The organism is Psychrobacter fulvigenes (assembly GCF_904846155.1).
GTDB lineage: Bacteria > Pseudomonadota > Gammaproteobacteria > Pseudomonadales > Moraxellaceae > Psychrobacter > Psychrobacter fulvigenes.
The window spans coordinates 1,436,097-1,451,779 of the sequence record NZ_CAJGZP010000001.1; the positions used below are offsets into that span (position 1 = coordinate 1,436,097).

Annotated in this window: 15 protein-coding genes; 13 read left to right on the top strand and 2 right to left on the bottom strand. The window is 43.0% G+C overall.

What is annotated here, in order from left to right:
• Positions 1-244: 244 nt before the first annotated feature.
• The 13 genes from JMX03_RS06275 to radA all read left to right on the top strand — a co-directional run bounded on the left by JMX03_RS06275 (position 245) and on the right by radA (position 12,807).
• The gene (locus JMX03_RS06275) at positions 245-706 is read left to right on the top strand and encodes a methyltransferase family protein (protein ID WP_201595285.1); all 462 of its coding nucleotides are present in this window, start codon (positions 245-247) and stop codon (positions 704-706) included.
• A gap of 62 nt (positions 707-768) precedes the next feature.
• Positions 769-1,098, top strand: coding sequence for a DHCW motif cupin fold protein (locus JMX03_RS06280; protein WP_201595287.1), 330 nt, complete (start codon positions 769-771; stop codon positions 1,096-1,098).
• Between the two features lie 618 nt (positions 1,099-1,716).
• Positions 1,717-2,322, top strand: coding sequence for a 6-pyruvoyl trahydropterin synthase family protein (locus tag JMX03_RS06285; protein WP_201595289.1), 606 nt, complete (start codon positions 1,717-1,719; stop codon positions 2,320-2,322).
• Positions 2,322-2,843, top strand: coding sequence for a tRNA (adenosine(37)-N6)-threonylcarbamoyltransferase complex ATPase subunit type 1 TsaE (gene tsaE, locus JMX03_RS06290; protein WP_201595291.1), 522 nt, complete (start codon positions 2,322-2,324; stop codon positions 2,841-2,843). Before JMX03_RS06285 ends, tsaE begins: the two co-directional genes overlap by 1 nt.
• Before the next feature lie 45 nt (positions 2,844-2,888).
• Positions 2,889-4,667 carry a DNA mismatch repair endonuclease MutL gene (mutL, locus tag JMX03_RS06295; RefSeq protein WP_201595293.1) on the top strand — a complete coding sequence of 593 codons (1,779 nt, stop codon included), beginning with the start codon at positions 2,889-2,891 and terminating at the stop codon, positions 4,665-4,667.
• A 44-nt stretch (positions 4,668-4,711) separates the two neighbouring features.
• On the top strand, positions 4,712-5,884 hold the full coding sequence (gene miaA, locus JMX03_RS06300) for a tRNA (adenosine(37)-N6)-dimethylallyltransferase MiaA (RefSeq protein WP_201595295.1): 1,173 nt from the start codon (positions 4,712-4,714) through the stop codon (positions 5,882-5,884).
• 433 nt (positions 5,885-6,317) lie between these two features.
• Complete coding sequence (hfq, locus tag JMX03_RS06305; protein WP_201595297.1) at positions 6,318-6,848, top strand: RNA chaperone Hfq; 531 nt, start codon at positions 6,318-6,320, stop codon at positions 6,846-6,848.
• Between the two features lie 328 nt (positions 6,849-7,176).
• The gene (locus JMX03_RS06310) at positions 7,177-8,169 is read left to right on the top strand and encodes a KpsF/GutQ family sugar-phosphate isomerase (RefSeq protein ID WP_201595299.1); all 993 of its coding nucleotides are present in this window, start codon (positions 7,177-7,179) and stop codon (positions 8,167-8,169) included.
• A 209-nt stretch (positions 8,170-8,378) separates the two neighbouring features.
• Entirely contained in the window at positions 8,379-8,945 is a 567-nt protein-coding gene (locus JMX03_RS06315; RefSeq protein ID WP_201595301.1) for a KdsC family phosphatase, read from the top strand.
• Positions 8,942-9,538, top strand: coding sequence for an LPS export ABC transporter periplasmic protein LptC (gene lptC, locus JMX03_RS06320; protein WP_201595303.1), 597 nt, complete (start codon positions 8,942-8,944; stop codon positions 9,536-9,538). Before JMX03_RS06315 ends, lptC begins: the two co-directional genes overlap by 4 nt.
• A gap of 192 nt (positions 9,539-9,730) precedes the next feature.
• Complete coding sequence (gene lptA, locus JMX03_RS06325; protein ID WP_406947739.1) at positions 9,731-10,213, top strand: lipopolysaccharide transport periplasmic protein LptA; 483 nt, start codon at positions 9,731-9,733, stop codon at positions 10,211-10,213.
• A gap of 178 nt (positions 10,214-10,391) precedes the next feature.
• The gene (gene lptB, locus JMX03_RS06330) at positions 10,392-11,102 is read left to right on the top strand and encodes an LPS export ABC transporter ATP-binding protein (protein ID WP_201577340.1); all 711 of its coding nucleotides are present in this window, start codon (positions 10,392-10,394) and stop codon (positions 11,100-11,102) included.
• Between the two features lie 268 nt (positions 11,103-11,370).
• Positions 11,371-12,807, top strand: coding sequence for a DNA repair protein RadA (gene radA, locus JMX03_RS06335; RefSeq protein ID WP_201595307.1), 1,437 nt, complete (start codon positions 11,371-11,373; stop codon positions 12,805-12,807).
• Positions 12,808-12,915: 108 nt separating this feature from the next.
• On the opposite strand, the gene JMX03_RS06340 is transcribed toward radA, so the two are convergent.
• Entirely contained in the window at positions 12,916-13,530 is a 615-nt protein-coding gene (locus JMX03_RS06340) for a septal ring lytic transglycosylase RlpA family protein (RefSeq protein ID WP_201574910.1), read from the bottom strand.
• 747 nt (positions 13,531-14,277) lie between these two features.
• Positions 14,278-15,420 carry a rod shape-determining protein RodA gene (gene rodA, locus JMX03_RS06345; RefSeq protein ID WP_201574909.1) on the bottom strand — a complete coding sequence of 381 codons (1,143 nt, stop codon included), beginning with the start codon at positions 15,418-15,420 and terminating at the stop codon, positions 14,278-14,280.
• Positions 15,421-15,683: the final 263 nt, after the last annotated feature.

Consider the following 15,683-nt stretch of genomic DNA (forward strand, 5'->3'; position numbering starts at 1 on the left):
TATGGTTTTAGCTGACGACACTTTGTTTAGAGTATGTCTCAATAGTCCTCTAACGAAATCACTCTGCCTGCTGTAGATACAAACAACACTTTCACACAAGTATTATTTCAGTACAAAATAATCAATAGCATAAAGTTTACTACCTGCTACACTGAATTGATTGGCAATCATAAAGGGCTTGGCCAGCGTTATCAAACAATAAAATGTGCTGAAAGTTATCTATAAATATGAGCAGGGTAAAGCCATGAACTCTCTAGAGCTTAAAGTACCACCGGTAGCACAAGTCATTATCATAGCGATTGTCATGTATGGCGTCTCTAAAACCATGCCAAGCTTACAGTTCTCGTTTAATGGCTCAACTTTGATAGCTGTTGGTTTGATAGTTTTAGGTCTATGCATCGGCATGATGGGCATTGCTCAATTTAGAAAAGCGCAGACCACACCGAATCCGCAGGCGCTTGACAGGGTATCCAGCTTAGTGACAAGTGGCATCTATCAATACAGTCGCAATCCCATGTATTTGGGATTAGTGCTAGCCTTATTTGGTTGGGGGTTCTATTTGTCTCACGTTCTACCGTTTGTGCTAGTGCCAGTTTTTATGCTTTATATGACGCGCTTTCAAATTCAGCCAGAAGAAAGGATGATGGCGCGAAAGTTTGGCAATGATTATCAAGCTTATCTGATGCGAGTACGAAGATGGATATAGCGTTTAGTAAGCAAAGAATTTTATGATGAATAAATAAACATCTATATCAGGGAGAAGACGTCATGGAAATGAACGATATACCTTTTAGTATTACTGACTGGACGCAAGTAGAAGCAGTAGAGAATAAAGGTGAAACTGGCACAGGATATTGGAAAACCTGCGAATTTAACAACATTAATGTGCATATGGTTGAATACTCCGCAGGCTACCTAGCTGACCACTGGTGCTATAAAGGGCACATTTTGCTGTGTGTTGAGGGAGAGCTTAATACTGAGTTAAAAGATGGTCGTACTTTTACCTTAACACCAGGTATGACTTATCAAGTAGCGGATGATACGATTGCTCATCGCTCGTCAACTAAGACAGGCGCTAAGCTATTTATTGTGGATTGAAAATTCCCATAAAGATGCTAGGAAAGCTCAGTTTAGTGTTTTCCTAGAATACTGTTGTCATCTTTCTTGGATTTTTTGGCCGCTTTTTTCTCTTTTGCGGTTAACAGCGGTTTCTTTTTGACATTCTTCTTACTATCTTGACCTTTGCTCATGATTTATTCCTTTTGAGGCATCGTATACCGCCCTTTATATCAGACTGTGCTGAGCTAAGTGCTATATCGATACAGTTGACGCAATGATTGCGAGCTGTCTTGAGTATAGTCCTAAGCCTACGCAATAGATAGCAATAGCAGAGTTCGCCTATGATTCAACTCGGATTCAGCTCAACCCTCTTTTTGCCGAATATTTATCCAAATCAACCTTCCTATATATTTGCCAAATCAAGCCTAGCTGGTTTAAGGCTGTTGAGTAAAACTTCTAATCTAAGCTTCTAACCTAAGTTCATAACCTAAGCTAAGCCTAATGGATTCGTTCAATCAATATGAGTATTAATAAGTGCTTACTTACGGATAGATGGCGATTTGCTATAATGAGCAGCAAGCCGATCAATATATGCGGCAAAATCTTACACATCAATATTTAGCACAATGGTGCTTACTGTTTTGGTTAAAAATTATTATGCGTATTCGTAAACTTTTTAAATTTGAAAATGCTCATATTGTGCGAAACTGTAGCTCTGAGCGCTGCAAACACTCTATCCATGGTCACAGTTATCAGATCGAGCTGATACTTGAGGCCAATCGTCTAGACCACGGTCAGATGGTGTATGATTTTGGCTTATTAAAATCTTCGATTAAGGACATTATCGATAGCTTTGATCATGCGATTTGTTTTTGGAATAAAGACGATCCTGAGTATATCGCTGCTTGTAAAAAATTCAGCGCACGCTGGATAAGTTTGCCAGTCTCGCCATCAGCAGAGCAGTTCTCGCGAGTGATATTCTTTTGGGCGCAAGAAATCTTGCAGCAAACCCAAATGCAAAATGGTGAAGCCGATGTCAGCGTATACTCTGTCATTGCGCATGAGACTGCAACTGGCTACGCACAGTGTTTTGCTGATGATGTGGCCAATGAACAAATGGGTAAGCTGGTGTTAGAGGAGTTTGACTTTAGCGATCAAGTTCGTGCTGAGTGGCACGATCCTGAGTTGTATGACAAACTGATTCGCGGTGAAAGCTTTGTCAATCCAACAGTGACTATGCAAGTACAGGCAGGTACAGCCTGATGCATCATGATAACAATATAGCAGATGATAAAAACTTGCAAACCTTGACACTGCATTCTGAAGACGATACCCAAGCATTGGCTAAGCAGTTGGCTGCTTTGCCATTGACGGGGAGTGTGTGGCTGTCAGGTGATTTGGGCGCTGGTAAAACGACCTTGACGCGTTATTGGCTACAAGCGCTGGGTCATACAGGCGCGGTCAAAAGCCCGACTTATACTTTGGTTGAACCTTATAGTATCCAGCAAGATAACGGTACGACTAAGCCCGTTTACCATGCTGATTTGTATCGTTTGCAAGATCCAGAAGAGCTGTCTTTTATAGGCTTTGATGAGTATCTAGATGAGCCAAATGCCTTGGTTATTATTGAATGGGCGAGCCGTGCTGATAGCTATCTGCCGCCGCCGACATTATTTATCGACATGATGCAAGGTGACAATGATAGCCAATCACGTCAGGTTGAGCTGCGACTATCGAAAGCAGGACAAGCGCAAGGGTTAGACTTGTCGGTATTAAAGATTTAGCTTTAACCAACATGCCCTAATATTTAAAGAATATGATACTCATTCATGCCAGATAATTCTTCTAGTATCCGTATAAAAAAACTATCGCCGCTGCTGATCAATCAATTAGCCGCAGGTGAGGTGGTGACACGTCCAGCCGCTGTGGTCAAAGAGTTACTGGAAAACGCTATCGATGCTGGTGCGAGCAACATTGAGGTGCATATTACCCAAGGTGGCATGGGGATGATTGAGGTAGTGGACGATGGCATTGGTATTCATCCTGATGATATGGTGATGGCGATTACCCGTCATGCGACCAGTAAAGTCGCAGATGTCGCCAATTTGCATGGCATTACGACGTTGGGTTTTCGCGGAGAAGCATTGGCAGCAACGGCCGCGGTGTCTCGTTTGACTCTAACCAGTAGTCATGATGACAGTGGCATTGGTCGTCAGTTGCAAGTTGCAGGTATCTTGGATGATAGGCCAAAACTGCTCCCTGTCGTACATAATCGTGGAACGACGATTACAGTCAAGGACTTATACTTTAATGTGCCGGCACGTCGCGGTAACTTAAAATCTATCGCAACCGAATTTAACCATATTGAAACGATTGTCCGTGAAGTGGCTCTAGTACGAGCCGATGTGGCACTCACTCTGTTTCACGATAATAAAAAGCGGCTGTTATTATCTGCAAGATCTATTGACAGTAGTCACGATAGCGCCAACTGTCTGCCATTGTCACGTCTCGAGCAAGCAACTGGATTGCTATTGACCGATAACGCGCTAGAAATAGCGATTGATTTATCCAGTCTCATGCAGCAGCCTATAGAGTACAGCGATCATAAATACTCAGATAATCAGGCAAATATTAGTGGTTGGTTATGGCCTATCACTGACTCAAAAGATACTTTACCAAAATTTTTATATGTGAATGGGCGTTTGGTCAAAGAGCCGATCGTTAGCAATCAGTTGCGGCAACTTGCTCACAATGCTGGGCTAAGTAGCCTAGGGTATGCTCTGTATTTCGATATGCCAACTGAGTGGCTCAATATCAATGTGCATCCTTCCAAACAGCGTATCAAAATCAGTCCATTAAACAATATTATGGCGCATTTAAGCCATGCCATTCGTACTAGACTTAAGACGCTAAGTAACAATGATATGCTAGCAGCTACCAACTACGATAGACAGGCGCTAAACGATAACACCTATAAAGGTAAATCGTTCGATAATTTATTGCCCAAGATATCTACTATTGATTCAACACAGAGCAGGCAAGTTCAAGCTCCGAAATATCCGTATCAGCTGTCAGCAGGCAAGCCGTTTTCTAAAAGCTCAGAAAAATCTTATATTGATGAATCGTCTGATACTAATGTTAATACTGTAAGTGTGGCTTTAGCTGGTAGCGTTAATGCTTTTAGTAGCCCATTTATAGAAACAGGACGATTACCCATTTGCTTGGATGTTATTACCAGCTTAAATGGTTTAGTCAATGAACCTACTATCAATAAAGAGGCTGATGATAAAACGCTGCCTTGGTTATTGTTTTATAACCAAGGACGATGTTTACTTATTAGTGCAGTGGATTGGCAGTCAAAGCTACGTTTGTTATTTGAGTCCCATGTACTTAGCAGTAATGTATTCAAAAAAGACCAAAAGCTAAACAGCGCAGCATCTATCAATCAGCAACTTGCTACCATCAGCACGCAAATGTCAGCGCAGGATGTGGCAGTCTTTATCGTAGATGTTGAGGAGTTACTGAGTAACAACGCAATCAAAGTTATAGATCGCAATAGATTGGTTTCGTTGATGTTGTCGTCCGTGTCCGAACAATTACATAGCTAAATGCTACTCCTGCTACTCACAATATAACTAGTAAAGGCAACTCTATGCGACATTCGTCTGATGGCTTATCTCATGGTTTGAATCCTAATTTAGCGGATAATAGCGTGGTGTGTCTGATGGCACCAACAGCGAGCGGCAAGACCGCACTGGCTTATGAGCTATATGGTACAGGGCGTTATGAGCTAATCTCGGTAGACTCAGCGCTGATATACCGTGACATGAATATCGGTACGGCAAAGCCAACGGCGAGTGAGCTGGCGCGCTATCCGCACCATTTAGTCGATATCATAGACCCTATGCAAAGCTATAGTGTCGCTGAGTTTGTCAGTGATGTCGCACATTTGATTGGTGGCTGTCATGAGAACGGCAAGATACCCTTGCTGGTAGGCGGCACTATGATGTATTACATGGCGCTACTTGATGGACTGTCTCCTGTGCCAGATAGCGATGATAGCGTCCGCATGCGCGTAGAGCAGTGGCGACAAGACGAGGGCATTAGTGCGCTCTATGATTATCTTGGCAAGGTTGATCCTGTGAGCCACCAGCGTCTCAATGCAACCGACACTCAGCGTATTACCCGTGCTGTTGAAGTCTATCTGCAAACAGATATTCCAATAAGTGAATGGCAGCGTAAGCCCAAGCAGGCATTGGCACATAATCCCAATCAGCAGTGGCATGCGCTGGCTGTGATGCCTGATCGCGTATGGCTGCATGAGCGTATTGCGCAGCGTTTGGATATCATGTGGGATGAGGGGCTAGTGGCTGAAGTCGTTAGTTTGCTCGAGCAGTATCCTCTGACACCCAACTTACCATCTATGCGCTGTGTTGGCTATCGACAGGTATTGGAGTATCTGGTACATATCAATCATCCAGTATTAGAACAACCGCATTTGGATAAGGCACAGTTTTATGATGCTTTTGGAGAGCTTGATGAGTCAGGTAGTCCAAAAGCAACACAAAATAAAGTAATTCAGCCGCAAGCGCAGCCATCAAATAGCGGTAGTCAGACCGAAGTGTTTGCTTTTCAGCAGATGCAAAACAAGTCGCTATATGCAACCAGGCAGTTGGCAAAGCGCCAATATACGTGGTTACGTAAACTGACTCAGTTGCCAAGTGCAAACCTTGTTGTAGAAACCTCATCTGGCACATCAGCTAACGAAATAGAGATCGCTTCATTTACGACAATGACCCAAGCAAGTGACTATTTACTAAAGTGACTGTTTACTTTATTTAGTATGTACGTTAATTATTATCTATATTAGTTATCTAGGTGAAAGGAGAAAGTCTTACGTTTATAATGAATATTAAGTATTCATAACAGCAATATGTAAAAAGCAGGTGACAATAAGTTGCAAAAATTAGCCAAAATAACTGTTATAATTTATTATTATAGTATTGACAGACGGCTAGATATCGTTACAAACAATGGTTATGAACCCTAGGTTTTAACAAAACGCTCGTTGAAATAACTGGTTACTTAATTATTTACAATAATATACCATTCGCGATAAAGTAGAATGACTTAAGAACAAATAGGTGCTTATTTAGATACGTTTTATCAATAACAATTTACTATTGTATCTGCTACTAACCATTATAATTAAACAAGCACTTATACTATAACTATATATATTATTTAGGAGAGTTTTCATGTCAAAAGGACAAACCTTACAAGATCCGTTTTTGAACTCGCTACGTAAAGACCGTATTCCTGTCTCAATTTTTTTGGTTAATGGAATTAAATTGCAAGGTCAAATCGAATCATTTGATCAGTATGTGGTGTTACTGAAAAACACAGTGAGCCAGATGGTCTACAAGCACGCTATTTCGACAGTGGTACCAGCGCGCAATCCACGCAGTAGTGGTACAGCATCAACGACTGGTAGTAGCACGACTCAAGGTGCTGCCGGTTACCAAGGCGGTGCTGTAGGCGCTGGCTTTGAACGTGGTGGCAGTGCAGGTGGCGGTTTTGAAGAGCGCGGATTTGCCTCTAATCGTAGTGGCTTCAATCGTGGTGGATTTAGCCAAGGTCAGGATCGTGGCTTTGAGCGTGGCGCTTTAGGTCAGGGAGCTGATCGCGGCTTTGAGCGTGGTGGTTTTGGTCAAGATCGCGGCTTTGAGACACCGGCAGAAGACACAGGCTCTGAAGGGTCAAGCAATGATTTTGATGACAATAAATAATAAATAGAGACAGCAAGTCGCTATTTAGATGCTGCTATCGTTAAAAGTACGTTATCGGTGTGCTTTTAACGGACATACTTATATTACAACTAGACCTGCTATATAAGTGGGTCTTTTTTTATATAGTCGATCCACTATAAAAATTATACCAGTAGCACGCCGTAAAAGCGGTACTCTTTTTATTTAGGACTCACTATATAAAGCATTCCTATACTAGGCGACAACTATCTATTTTCTCCTATATTATTAATATGGCTATTAATATAGTAAAATACCTCACTGATTGATAAGAACACCTCACCGACTAATAAACGTATTGAGCTAAACGATGAATAACCGCGCAGAAAACCTGACTCATGAGCAATTTATAAGTACCGCGATTGACGCGATAAATACTGAAAAAGCTGCCTTGGCATTATTGACAGAGCAGATTGATGATAGGTTTGCGCAGGCGTGTGATATTATTTTGGCTTGTAAGGGTCGGGTCGTTGTGACTGGTATGGGCAAGTCAGGACTTATTGGCCGCAAAATAGCCGCAACCTTCGCCTCTACCGGTACCCCTGCTTTTTTTATGCATCCAGGTGAAGCGGGTCATGGCGACTTAGGAATGCTGGTAAAAGGCGATGTGCTGCTGGCTATTTCCAATTCTGGTGAGTCAGATGAGATTAAGATGTTGCTACCAGTGGTCAAACGCCTAAATATCCCATTGATAAGTATCAGCCGTGATAAGCGTGGCATGTTACCGCGCGCAGCTGACATTGTCTTGACATTGGGTAAGTCGCAGGAAGCTTGTCCGCTCAATCTTGCGCCTACGTCTAGTACCACCGCTACTCTGGCACTAGGGGATGCCTTGGCTGTCGCTTTAGTACATGCGCGCAATTTTACTTCAGAAGACTTTGCCTTATCACATCCTGCTGGAGCGCTTGGCCGTCAGTTGTTAACGCGGGTTGAAGACTTGATGCATAGTAGTGTAGAGGACTTACCACTCATCAATCAGCAAGCGCCACTGCAAGAAGCTTTGTTTACGATGTCTGCTGGACGTTTGGGTATGACAGTAGTGACCGATGATGAGCAAAGAGTCGTTGGGGTGTTTACCGATGGCGACCTGCGCCGTGGACTTGAGAAGGGAATTGATTTGGCTACTCCTATGAGTGCGGTGATGACCAGCAACCCACGTCAAGTTAGCAGAACGATGCGTGCTTCTGATGCACTAAGTGTCATGAATGAGAACGCGATTAACCAGCTATTGATAATGGACGAGCAGGGTCATTTAGATGCTATTATTACTGTCCATGACTTACTGCAAGCGGGTGTGAAATAAGCTATCAATATTACCCAAGTTATGACCTAATACCACACTCTCAACTATTCTAAAGCTATTGCTGTAGGCTGCGGCTTTAGCCCAGCATTTTGCTTCTGCAAAGTTTCAAAGCTGGGCTAAAAGCGCCAGCCTACGATAGGGCATAATAAGTTGAGAGTCAGATGACCTAATATGCCTTAATACAAAAAGACTTGATAAGAGAATGGATTATGCAAGATTTAATCAAAAAAGCGGGACAGGTAAAGCTACTGGTAATGGATGTTGACGGTATCTTATCAAATGGACAGATCATCTATGATGGCAACGGTGTCGAGACCAAAGCATTTTCGGTACACGACGGTGTAGGGGTCAAGTCTTTGGCGCGTTATGGTATCTTGACGGCCATTATTACTGGTCGCAGCAGCGCTATGGTGGATAAACGTGCGGCTGAGATGGGTGTTAACCATGTGGTACAAGGCCGTGATGATAAGCTTGTCGCTCTAAATGAGCTACTTGCAACCTTAGATCCTGCGCTCAATATTACCGCTGCCGATTGTGCCTATATGGGTGATGATTTACCTGATATAAAAGCCATGCAAACGGTCGGTTTTGCTGCCACAGTGCCCAATGCGCATGCCGAGGTCATTCAGCGTAGTGACATGGTGACGACCAGATCTGGTGGCACAGGCGCTGTACGCGAAGTATGCGATCTTATTTTAAAAGGTCATGGACATTATCAAGATTTTATTGCGCACTATACGCTTGATGAAACCAATACTCAGGATGAATTGTCGTGAGTACTCGTGTTTTAATCATCATCGCCTTGATTATTGCTGTCATCGCTGGCTGGTTCTTCCAAAAGCAAGGTGAAATAACACCTCCCGTCAATATAGAGGCTTCAGAAGTAGACTATGAAGCGACTGATATTCAAGCGATACAGACCAACGAGCAGGGCGAAACTGAATACGAGCTCAATGCCGATTCGTTGACACACAACCCAGTGACCAATCAAGATGAGATGTCGGGCATTACTATGAACTGGGAGCCCTCTGATGAGCAGCGCTATGTTATCCAAGCGGGCAGTGCTACTATTAATCAACAAACTGGTGAGCTGCGTTTATCTGGTGGCTTTAGCTTAGTGAGTGAAGAGAAGACTGGTGAAGAAGGTGCTGCATCGGATATCGAACCAATCAAGGTCACGGGTCAGACGCTCAAAGGCAATACTAAGTCACGACAAGTTTACAGTGATGAACCTGTCAAAGTTGAACAAGGCATGAACCGTTTTCAGGCCGCAAGTATGACAGCCAACCTTGAAACTGGTGAGTATGAGTTTGGGCAAGTGGCCGTCACTTTCAACCCTGCTAAGCGTCAAGATCAGGCGCTGTTTTGATCGTTTTTAATCACGCCTATTGCTCTCATATAAGCTAAAATAAACGTTTAGAGTGAGCTAACGAACCCTATTTATTTCTCTAACACTCATGCCTACTCATTATAAAAAGAGTCACTGCTTATGAAATCAAATTTTTTGCTTACTAAACGCCTCAATCATATCCAGCGTTATTTATGCGTATTGCCGACAGTGATGCTATTGGCTTTGCCTCTATACAGCCATGCACTGCCATCTGATGCCAATCAGCCAATTAAGTTGCTAGCGGATAAAGCGACTTATAGTGAGCGTACAGGTGTCACCAGTTATTCTGGTAATGTTATTATCACTCAAGGCACGCTTAGGTTGACTGCGGATGATATTACCGTCAATCTCTCTCAGCAGCGTAGCATTAATTCGGCGGTAGCGACTGGACGTCCAGCGACCATGCAGCAGATAGTCACTAAAGAAAAAGGCCTAGCAAAAGGCCAAGCCAATAAAATAGATTACAATGCGGTCACGGGCATCATCACCTTAACGGGTAATGCCAAGCTAGATCAAAACGGTGCCAGCTTTGCAGGTAATGTTATTCGTTATAGTCTCAAAGCGGGAGATGTAGAAGCGACTGCTGGCGGTAATCAGCGTGTTGAGTTGATACTGCCACCTAGTAATAGTACTAACCAGAGCAGCATACGCTAAGACAATTCTGTGGTTTTGCCTAAGCGCTTAAATTTTGCATGAGTATGAGTATGATATGAGTGATAGCAAAGATTTAGATAGCCATTCTTTAAATAGTAGTTCTATCAATAGCAGTTCTGACAGTCAAACAGTAGCCGCAACGAGTGAGCCAACCTCGCCAGTCAATGCGCGACTGACGATGCAAAACCTAGGCAAGCGCTATGGCAAGCGCTGGGTAGTCAAAGATGTCTCATTCTCTGTTGAGCAAGGACAAGTGGTTGGGTTATTAGGGCCTAATGGTGCGGGTAAAACGACCAGCTTTTATATGGTAGTCGGTCTGGTCAATATGGATAAGGGCCGTGTGACGTTAGGTAAGATGGATTTATCCAAATATGCCATGCATGAGCGTGCCCGTGCTGGTATTGGCTATTTGCCGCAAGAGGCTTCTATCTTTCGTAAGCTGTCTATTGAAGACAATATCTTGGCCATTTTGCAGACGCGTAAGGAGCTGACGGCCGCCGAGCAGCGCCAAGAGCTAGAAAAGTTAATCGGTGAATTCAATCTAGGACATGTGCGCAAGTCTCTAGGGATGAGTGTCTCCGGTGGTGAGCGCCGTCGCTGCGAGATTGCGCGCGCGTTAGCTGCTGATCCTAAGTTTATCTTATTGGATGAGCCCTTTGCGGGCGTTGACCCTATTTCTGTGGGTGATATTAAAGAGGTCATTTTGACCCTGAAGAATCGCGGTATCGGAGTGCTAATCACTGATCATAATGTCCGAGATACGCTAGCAATTTGTGAAAAGGCTTATATCGTCTCAGAAGGCGCTATTATCGCTGAAGGCACCCCGCAAGACATCTTGAGCAACGATTTGGTTAAGTCTGTCTATCTAGGTAAGGACTTTCAAGTATAAGTAAACTATGGTTATAGCCACTTTTTGATAAAGCCTTGTCTCATCTATAAGTGGCTAACTGTAGCAGTATGAATGGATTCAAATAAAAATATTTAAAACCCTGTTATTTAAAGTCATTTTCTTTGTATCTCTACGCTAGCGTTATTATCCCTCATTCATTTTTATCAAATATCTTACTGGCTCATCATCGTCCATGATGATTCAACCTGCATCAATAAAAACATCTTTTCTCTTCTTTATTTTAGAACTTAAATAAGGCGCACATACGATGGCAAAAAATAAAAGTAGCTATGTCTGTCAGCACTGCGGAGCGCATTTTGGCAAATGGTCAGGACAATGTTCTGATTGTGGCGAATGGAACAGTTTGGTAGAAGCCCCCAATGTTAGTATGCCGCATCATAATAAAAACACTGCCAAGCCTAGTACCAGTCGAGCTGCCTCTCGTAATGCAGGTGCACCTGCTGGCAACTATTCTGGAACGCACAGTGCAGTCATGCCGCTCAATGCTGTCAGTGTTACGCTAGATACGCGTCTGCCAACAGGCATCAGCGAGTTTGATCGAGTGTTGGGCGGTGGATTGGTGGCAGGTTCAGTAGTGTTGATAGGCGGTGATCCCGGTATTGGTAAGTCAACGATTTTGCTTCAAACAGCAACCAATATGGCACGCGCAGACTCTTTAGCCGGTAGTGCGCTCTATGTGACAGGTGAAGAGTCGCTGGCTCAGGTAGCCATGCGAGCCAAACGCTTGGATTTGCCTGCTGATCGATTGCGAGTACTGGCTGAGACCAATGTAGAGACTATTTGTGCAGCGTTAACCCAAGAGCAGCCAGCGGTTGCTATTATCGACTCCATCCAGACCATCTATACCGATGCCATTAACTCTGCACCAGGCGGTGTCAGCCAAATCCGTGAATCGGCTGCTATTTTGACCCGATATGCTAAGCAGACAGGGACGGCGCTATTTTTGGTCGGTCATGTCACCAAAGAAGGGACGCTGGCAGGTCCACGTGTGCTTGAGCACATGGTCGATACGGTCTTGTATTTTGAAGGGCAGTCTGACTCACGCTTTCGCATGATTCGAGCCGTTAAAAACCGCTTTGGTGCGGTGAATGAGCTGGGTATCTTTGGTATGACGGATATGGGCTTAAAGGAGGTGGCCAATCCATCCGCCATATTTTTGAGCCGTTATGATAAGCCCGTTGCTGGCTCAGTCGTCATGGTCAGCCGTGAAGGTACCAGACCGCTACTGGTCGAAGTGCAGGCACTGGTTGATGACTCGCAAGGACAGCCACGACGTATGGCACTTGGTCTTGATTATCAGCGTCTATCAATGCTGCTAGCGGTCATGCATCGTCATGGTGGCATTCATACCAGTGGGCAAGATGTTTACGTCAACGTGGTTGGCGGTGTCAAGGTGATAGAAACGGGTTCTGATTTAGCCGTGTTATTGGCGTGCGCATCGAGCATTAAAGAAAGAGCGTTACCATCATCGTTAGCGGTATTCGGTGAGGTAGGTCTATCGGGTGAAATTCGCCCTGTACCAAACGGGCAGGAGCGTTTAAAAGAAGCAATGAAGCATGGGTTTAAGCATGCCATTGTACCTAAGTCTAATGCGCCAACAACTAATTCTGCTCAATTTAAAGGCATTAATATAATCGCTGTTGAGCGCTTGGACGATGCGATAGAAAGAGCGTTTGAGCTATAGCTTTTAAATAGATCACCCATAAAAAAACTGCCAAGCGTAATACGCTTGGCAGTTTTTATTTTAACATTACAGTTCTAAAATACTTTAATATCAATTAAGTGTTTAAGACTAAGGCCCATCAACCCGCTCAATCGAAACGTTGCCAACCCCTTTGTTGGTGATACCCAATTGTTTAGCTGCCCCATAAGATAAATCCATGACGCGGTTGCCATGAAAAGGCCCGCGGTCATTGACTTTAACCACGACGCTTTTGCCATTGGTTTTATTGGTTACTTTAACATAGCAGTTAAGGGGTAATGAGCGATGGGCTGCAGTCAAAGCATTCATATCAAATGTTTCACCACTGGCGGTTTTACGACCATGAAACTTACGACCATACCAAGAAGCCAGACCAGTCTGCTTAAATTTGCTCACAGAGTTCGACGCCACAGCAGTTAAACGCTCTAATACGTCTTCGTCATCAGTGACTTGGCTGGTATCATTGGCTAATAAAGAGCTGTTCAATGCTAACGATGTCGGCTGACGGGCGGACTTGACTAGGCTTGAAGCATTATCATGTTGGCGAGTAAGCTCACCGAGCACGCGATCAATATGGGAGGCGTTATCTTGTGACAAAGTCGCAAGGGAGGTTTTTGCTTCTACTGCGTTTGCGTTAGATGCCACTGCAGATCCAGCACATAAACACACCGACATTGTAAGTAAACCAGACAGACGCTTATTCATAAATTCCTCTATAACTGATACGTCAGAACCTAACTTTGTCATTACAAGTAAGTCATAAAGCCTTTAAATATGCGAATGTAAGATATTTGTCATGGCTTTATAAATAGGTTTTGACGTATGGTTAAGCTTCTTATCATCTTTGATAAATTTACAGGAAGTAACTATTACCAACTGATATTCATGAGATGTATTAATAATATAAATATTAATGCCACTAAAAGAATTTGGCACACTGTTAGGAGTTTTCTACGTAGGTTTTTTGACTTGCTTAACTAAATAGCTTTGCGTGAATCTTTGTTAGTAAAGCGTTAATTAAGTAGTGCGTATGAAAACCTAGATGCTCACTATACGGATGAGCTCCGACTGAAGTATGATTGATTGCTAACTTTATGAGTAGCTATGTATAAGTTATGTATCAACACGTATTGACAAGAGATTAGCGCACTTTTTTGCAAATAACAAGCATTAAAACTTATAGGTAATTATGGATTACTACTTGCACTGGCAAGGAGTTCTATATGTTTATAAGGTCTTATTTTAATAATATCAACTACTTATATGACCTATAGGTCTAATGTATTTATATATTATACAAGTGACAATTTAATACTAATTGCAAAAATAAAGTTATAGGTTTTTATTTTTATATAAAATTTTACTGCATAAAATTAGGAGCGGGTACGATGCTAAATAGGCGAGTATTTTCCCACTTGCATTTATATATGATTCAACAATATGACTCAATAGCTAATATGATTTGTGAGTATGGATGGACATCAGTAGTCCAAATCCCGCCATTAAGGTCACTATCGCTGTGCCGCCATAACTGATAAACGGAAGCGGAACGCCCACAACGGGCAAAAGTCCTCCGACCATGCCGACATTGACAAATATATAAACAAAAAATGACATTGCGATGGCACCTGCCAGTAGGCGACTATAGGTGTCAGGGTGAGTAAAAGCAATGTATAGCGCACGTGTCAATAGGCAAGCATAGATAAACATTAGCAGTATCACGCCAAACAGACCAAATTCTTCTGAGAATGCCGCAATGATGAAGTCAGTATGCCCTTCAGGTAAAAAGTGCAGATGTGACTGCGTGCCTTCTAGGTAGCCTTTTCCAGAGAGTCCGCCAGCACCGATTGCTGTCTTGGACTGGATAATATTCCAGCCAGCCCCTTGCGCATCGCCTTCAGGATTGAATAAGGTTAAGACGCGAGTACGTTGGTAATCGTGCAGTAAAAATTGCCATGCAAAAGCGACTAAAGGTATGGTCAGCGCCAACGCGCCTGATATCATTCGCCATGACAAGCCTGCCAAAAATAACACAAAAATGCCACTGGCAGCGACCAGTAAGGAAGTGCCAAGATCTGGCTCTATAGCCACCAGCAGTACAGGTATGATGATAATCGCTAATGTCACTATAACGCTTAAGAATGAGGGCGGTAGCTCACGTTTAGACAAAAACCAAGCACACATCATAGGCATACCAAGCTTCATAAATTCTGACGGTTGCACGCTACCAAACCCAGGAATATCAATCCAACGCTTTGCCCCCATCCGTACTTCACCAATAATCTCAACCAACACCAGCAAAACGATGCCTAATATATAAAATATCGGTGTAAAGCTGCGATAAATATTCGGTGGAATCTGTGCCATGATAAACATCACGGTAAATCCTACGCCATAGCTCACCAGTTGGCGAATGACCATCGCATTATCTTGCGAAGAAGCGCTATAGAGTATGGTCAGCCCAATGCTGCAGATAGTTAGGAGTAGTATCGTTAGCCATGGATCTATATGAATGCGTTGCCACAAAGTCGGCTCATGATGTTGACCGAAATGATGGCTTTGACGTGAAAAACGATATTGTGGATTCAGAGACATATATAAAGGCAGCTATAAGTGGCTATAATTTAAGTAACTATAATTTAAATGCATGCAAACAGTGACTAAAATTAGCGATAAGTTAATCGTAATAGCGTGCAAGGTGACTGTTGTCAGGTTTTTGCAAAAGCTAGCGGTCATGGATGATGGGAGAGTAAGTTTGTATAAAAGCAAACTCGTCAAAGGTAACGTAATTATAAAAATAATGATGATAAATGTTAATTAGATTTCTATTACCTATTATACGATGCAATAGTTTAGCT

Excerpts from the sequence above, each read along its gene's own strand:
- JMX03_RS06275 (WP_201595285.1), top strand. The coding sequence starts at position 245 with ATGAACTCTCTAGAGCTTAAAGTACCACCGGTAGCACAAGTCATTATC.
- JMX03_RS06280 (WP_201595287.1), top strand. The coding sequence starts at position 769 with ATGGAAATGAACGATATACCTTTTAGTATTACTGACTGGACGCAAGTA.
- JMX03_RS06285 (WP_201595289.1), top strand. The coding sequence starts at position 1,717 with ATGCGTATTCGTAAACTTTTTAAATTTGAAAATGCTCATATTGTGCGA.
- tsaE (WP_201595291.1), top strand. The coding sequence starts at position 2,322 with ATGCATCATGATAACAATATAGCAGATGATAAAAACTTGCAAACCTTG.
- mutL (WP_201595293.1), top strand. The coding sequence starts at position 2,889 with ATGCCAGATAATTCTTCTAGTATCCGTATAAAAAAACTATCGCCGCTG.
- miaA (WP_201595295.1), top strand. The coding sequence starts at position 4,712 with ATGCGACATTCGTCTGATGGCTTATCTCATGGTTTGAATCCTAATTTA.
- hfq (WP_201595297.1), top strand. The coding sequence starts at position 6,318 with ATGTCAAAAGGACAAACCTTACAAGATCCGTTTTTGAACTCGCTACGT.
- JMX03_RS06310 (WP_201595299.1), top strand. The coding sequence starts at position 7,177 with ATGAATAACCGCGCAGAAAACCTGACTCATGAGCAATTTATAAGTACC.
- JMX03_RS06315 (WP_201595301.1), top strand. The coding sequence starts at position 8,379 with ATGCAAGATTTAATCAAAAAAGCGGGACAGGTAAAGCTACTGGTAATG.
- lptA (WP_406947739.1), top strand. The coding sequence starts at position 9,731 with ATGCTATTGGCTTTGCCTCTATACAGCCATGCACTGCCATCTGATGCC.
- lptB (WP_201577340.1), top strand. The coding sequence starts at position 10,392 with ATGCAAAACCTAGGCAAGCGCTATGGCAAGCGCTGGGTAGTCAAAGAT.
- radA (WP_201595307.1), top strand. The coding sequence starts at position 11,371 with ATGGCAAAAAATAAAAGTAGCTATGTCTGTCAGCACTGCGGAGCGCAT.
- JMX03_RS06340 (WP_201574910.1), bottom strand. The coding sequence starts at position 13,530 with ATGAATAAGCGTCTGTCTGGTTTACTTACAATGTCGGTGTGTTTATGT.
- rodA (WP_201574909.1), bottom strand. The coding sequence starts at position 15,420 with ATGTCTCTGAATCCACAATATCGTTTTTCACGTCAAAGCCATCATTTC.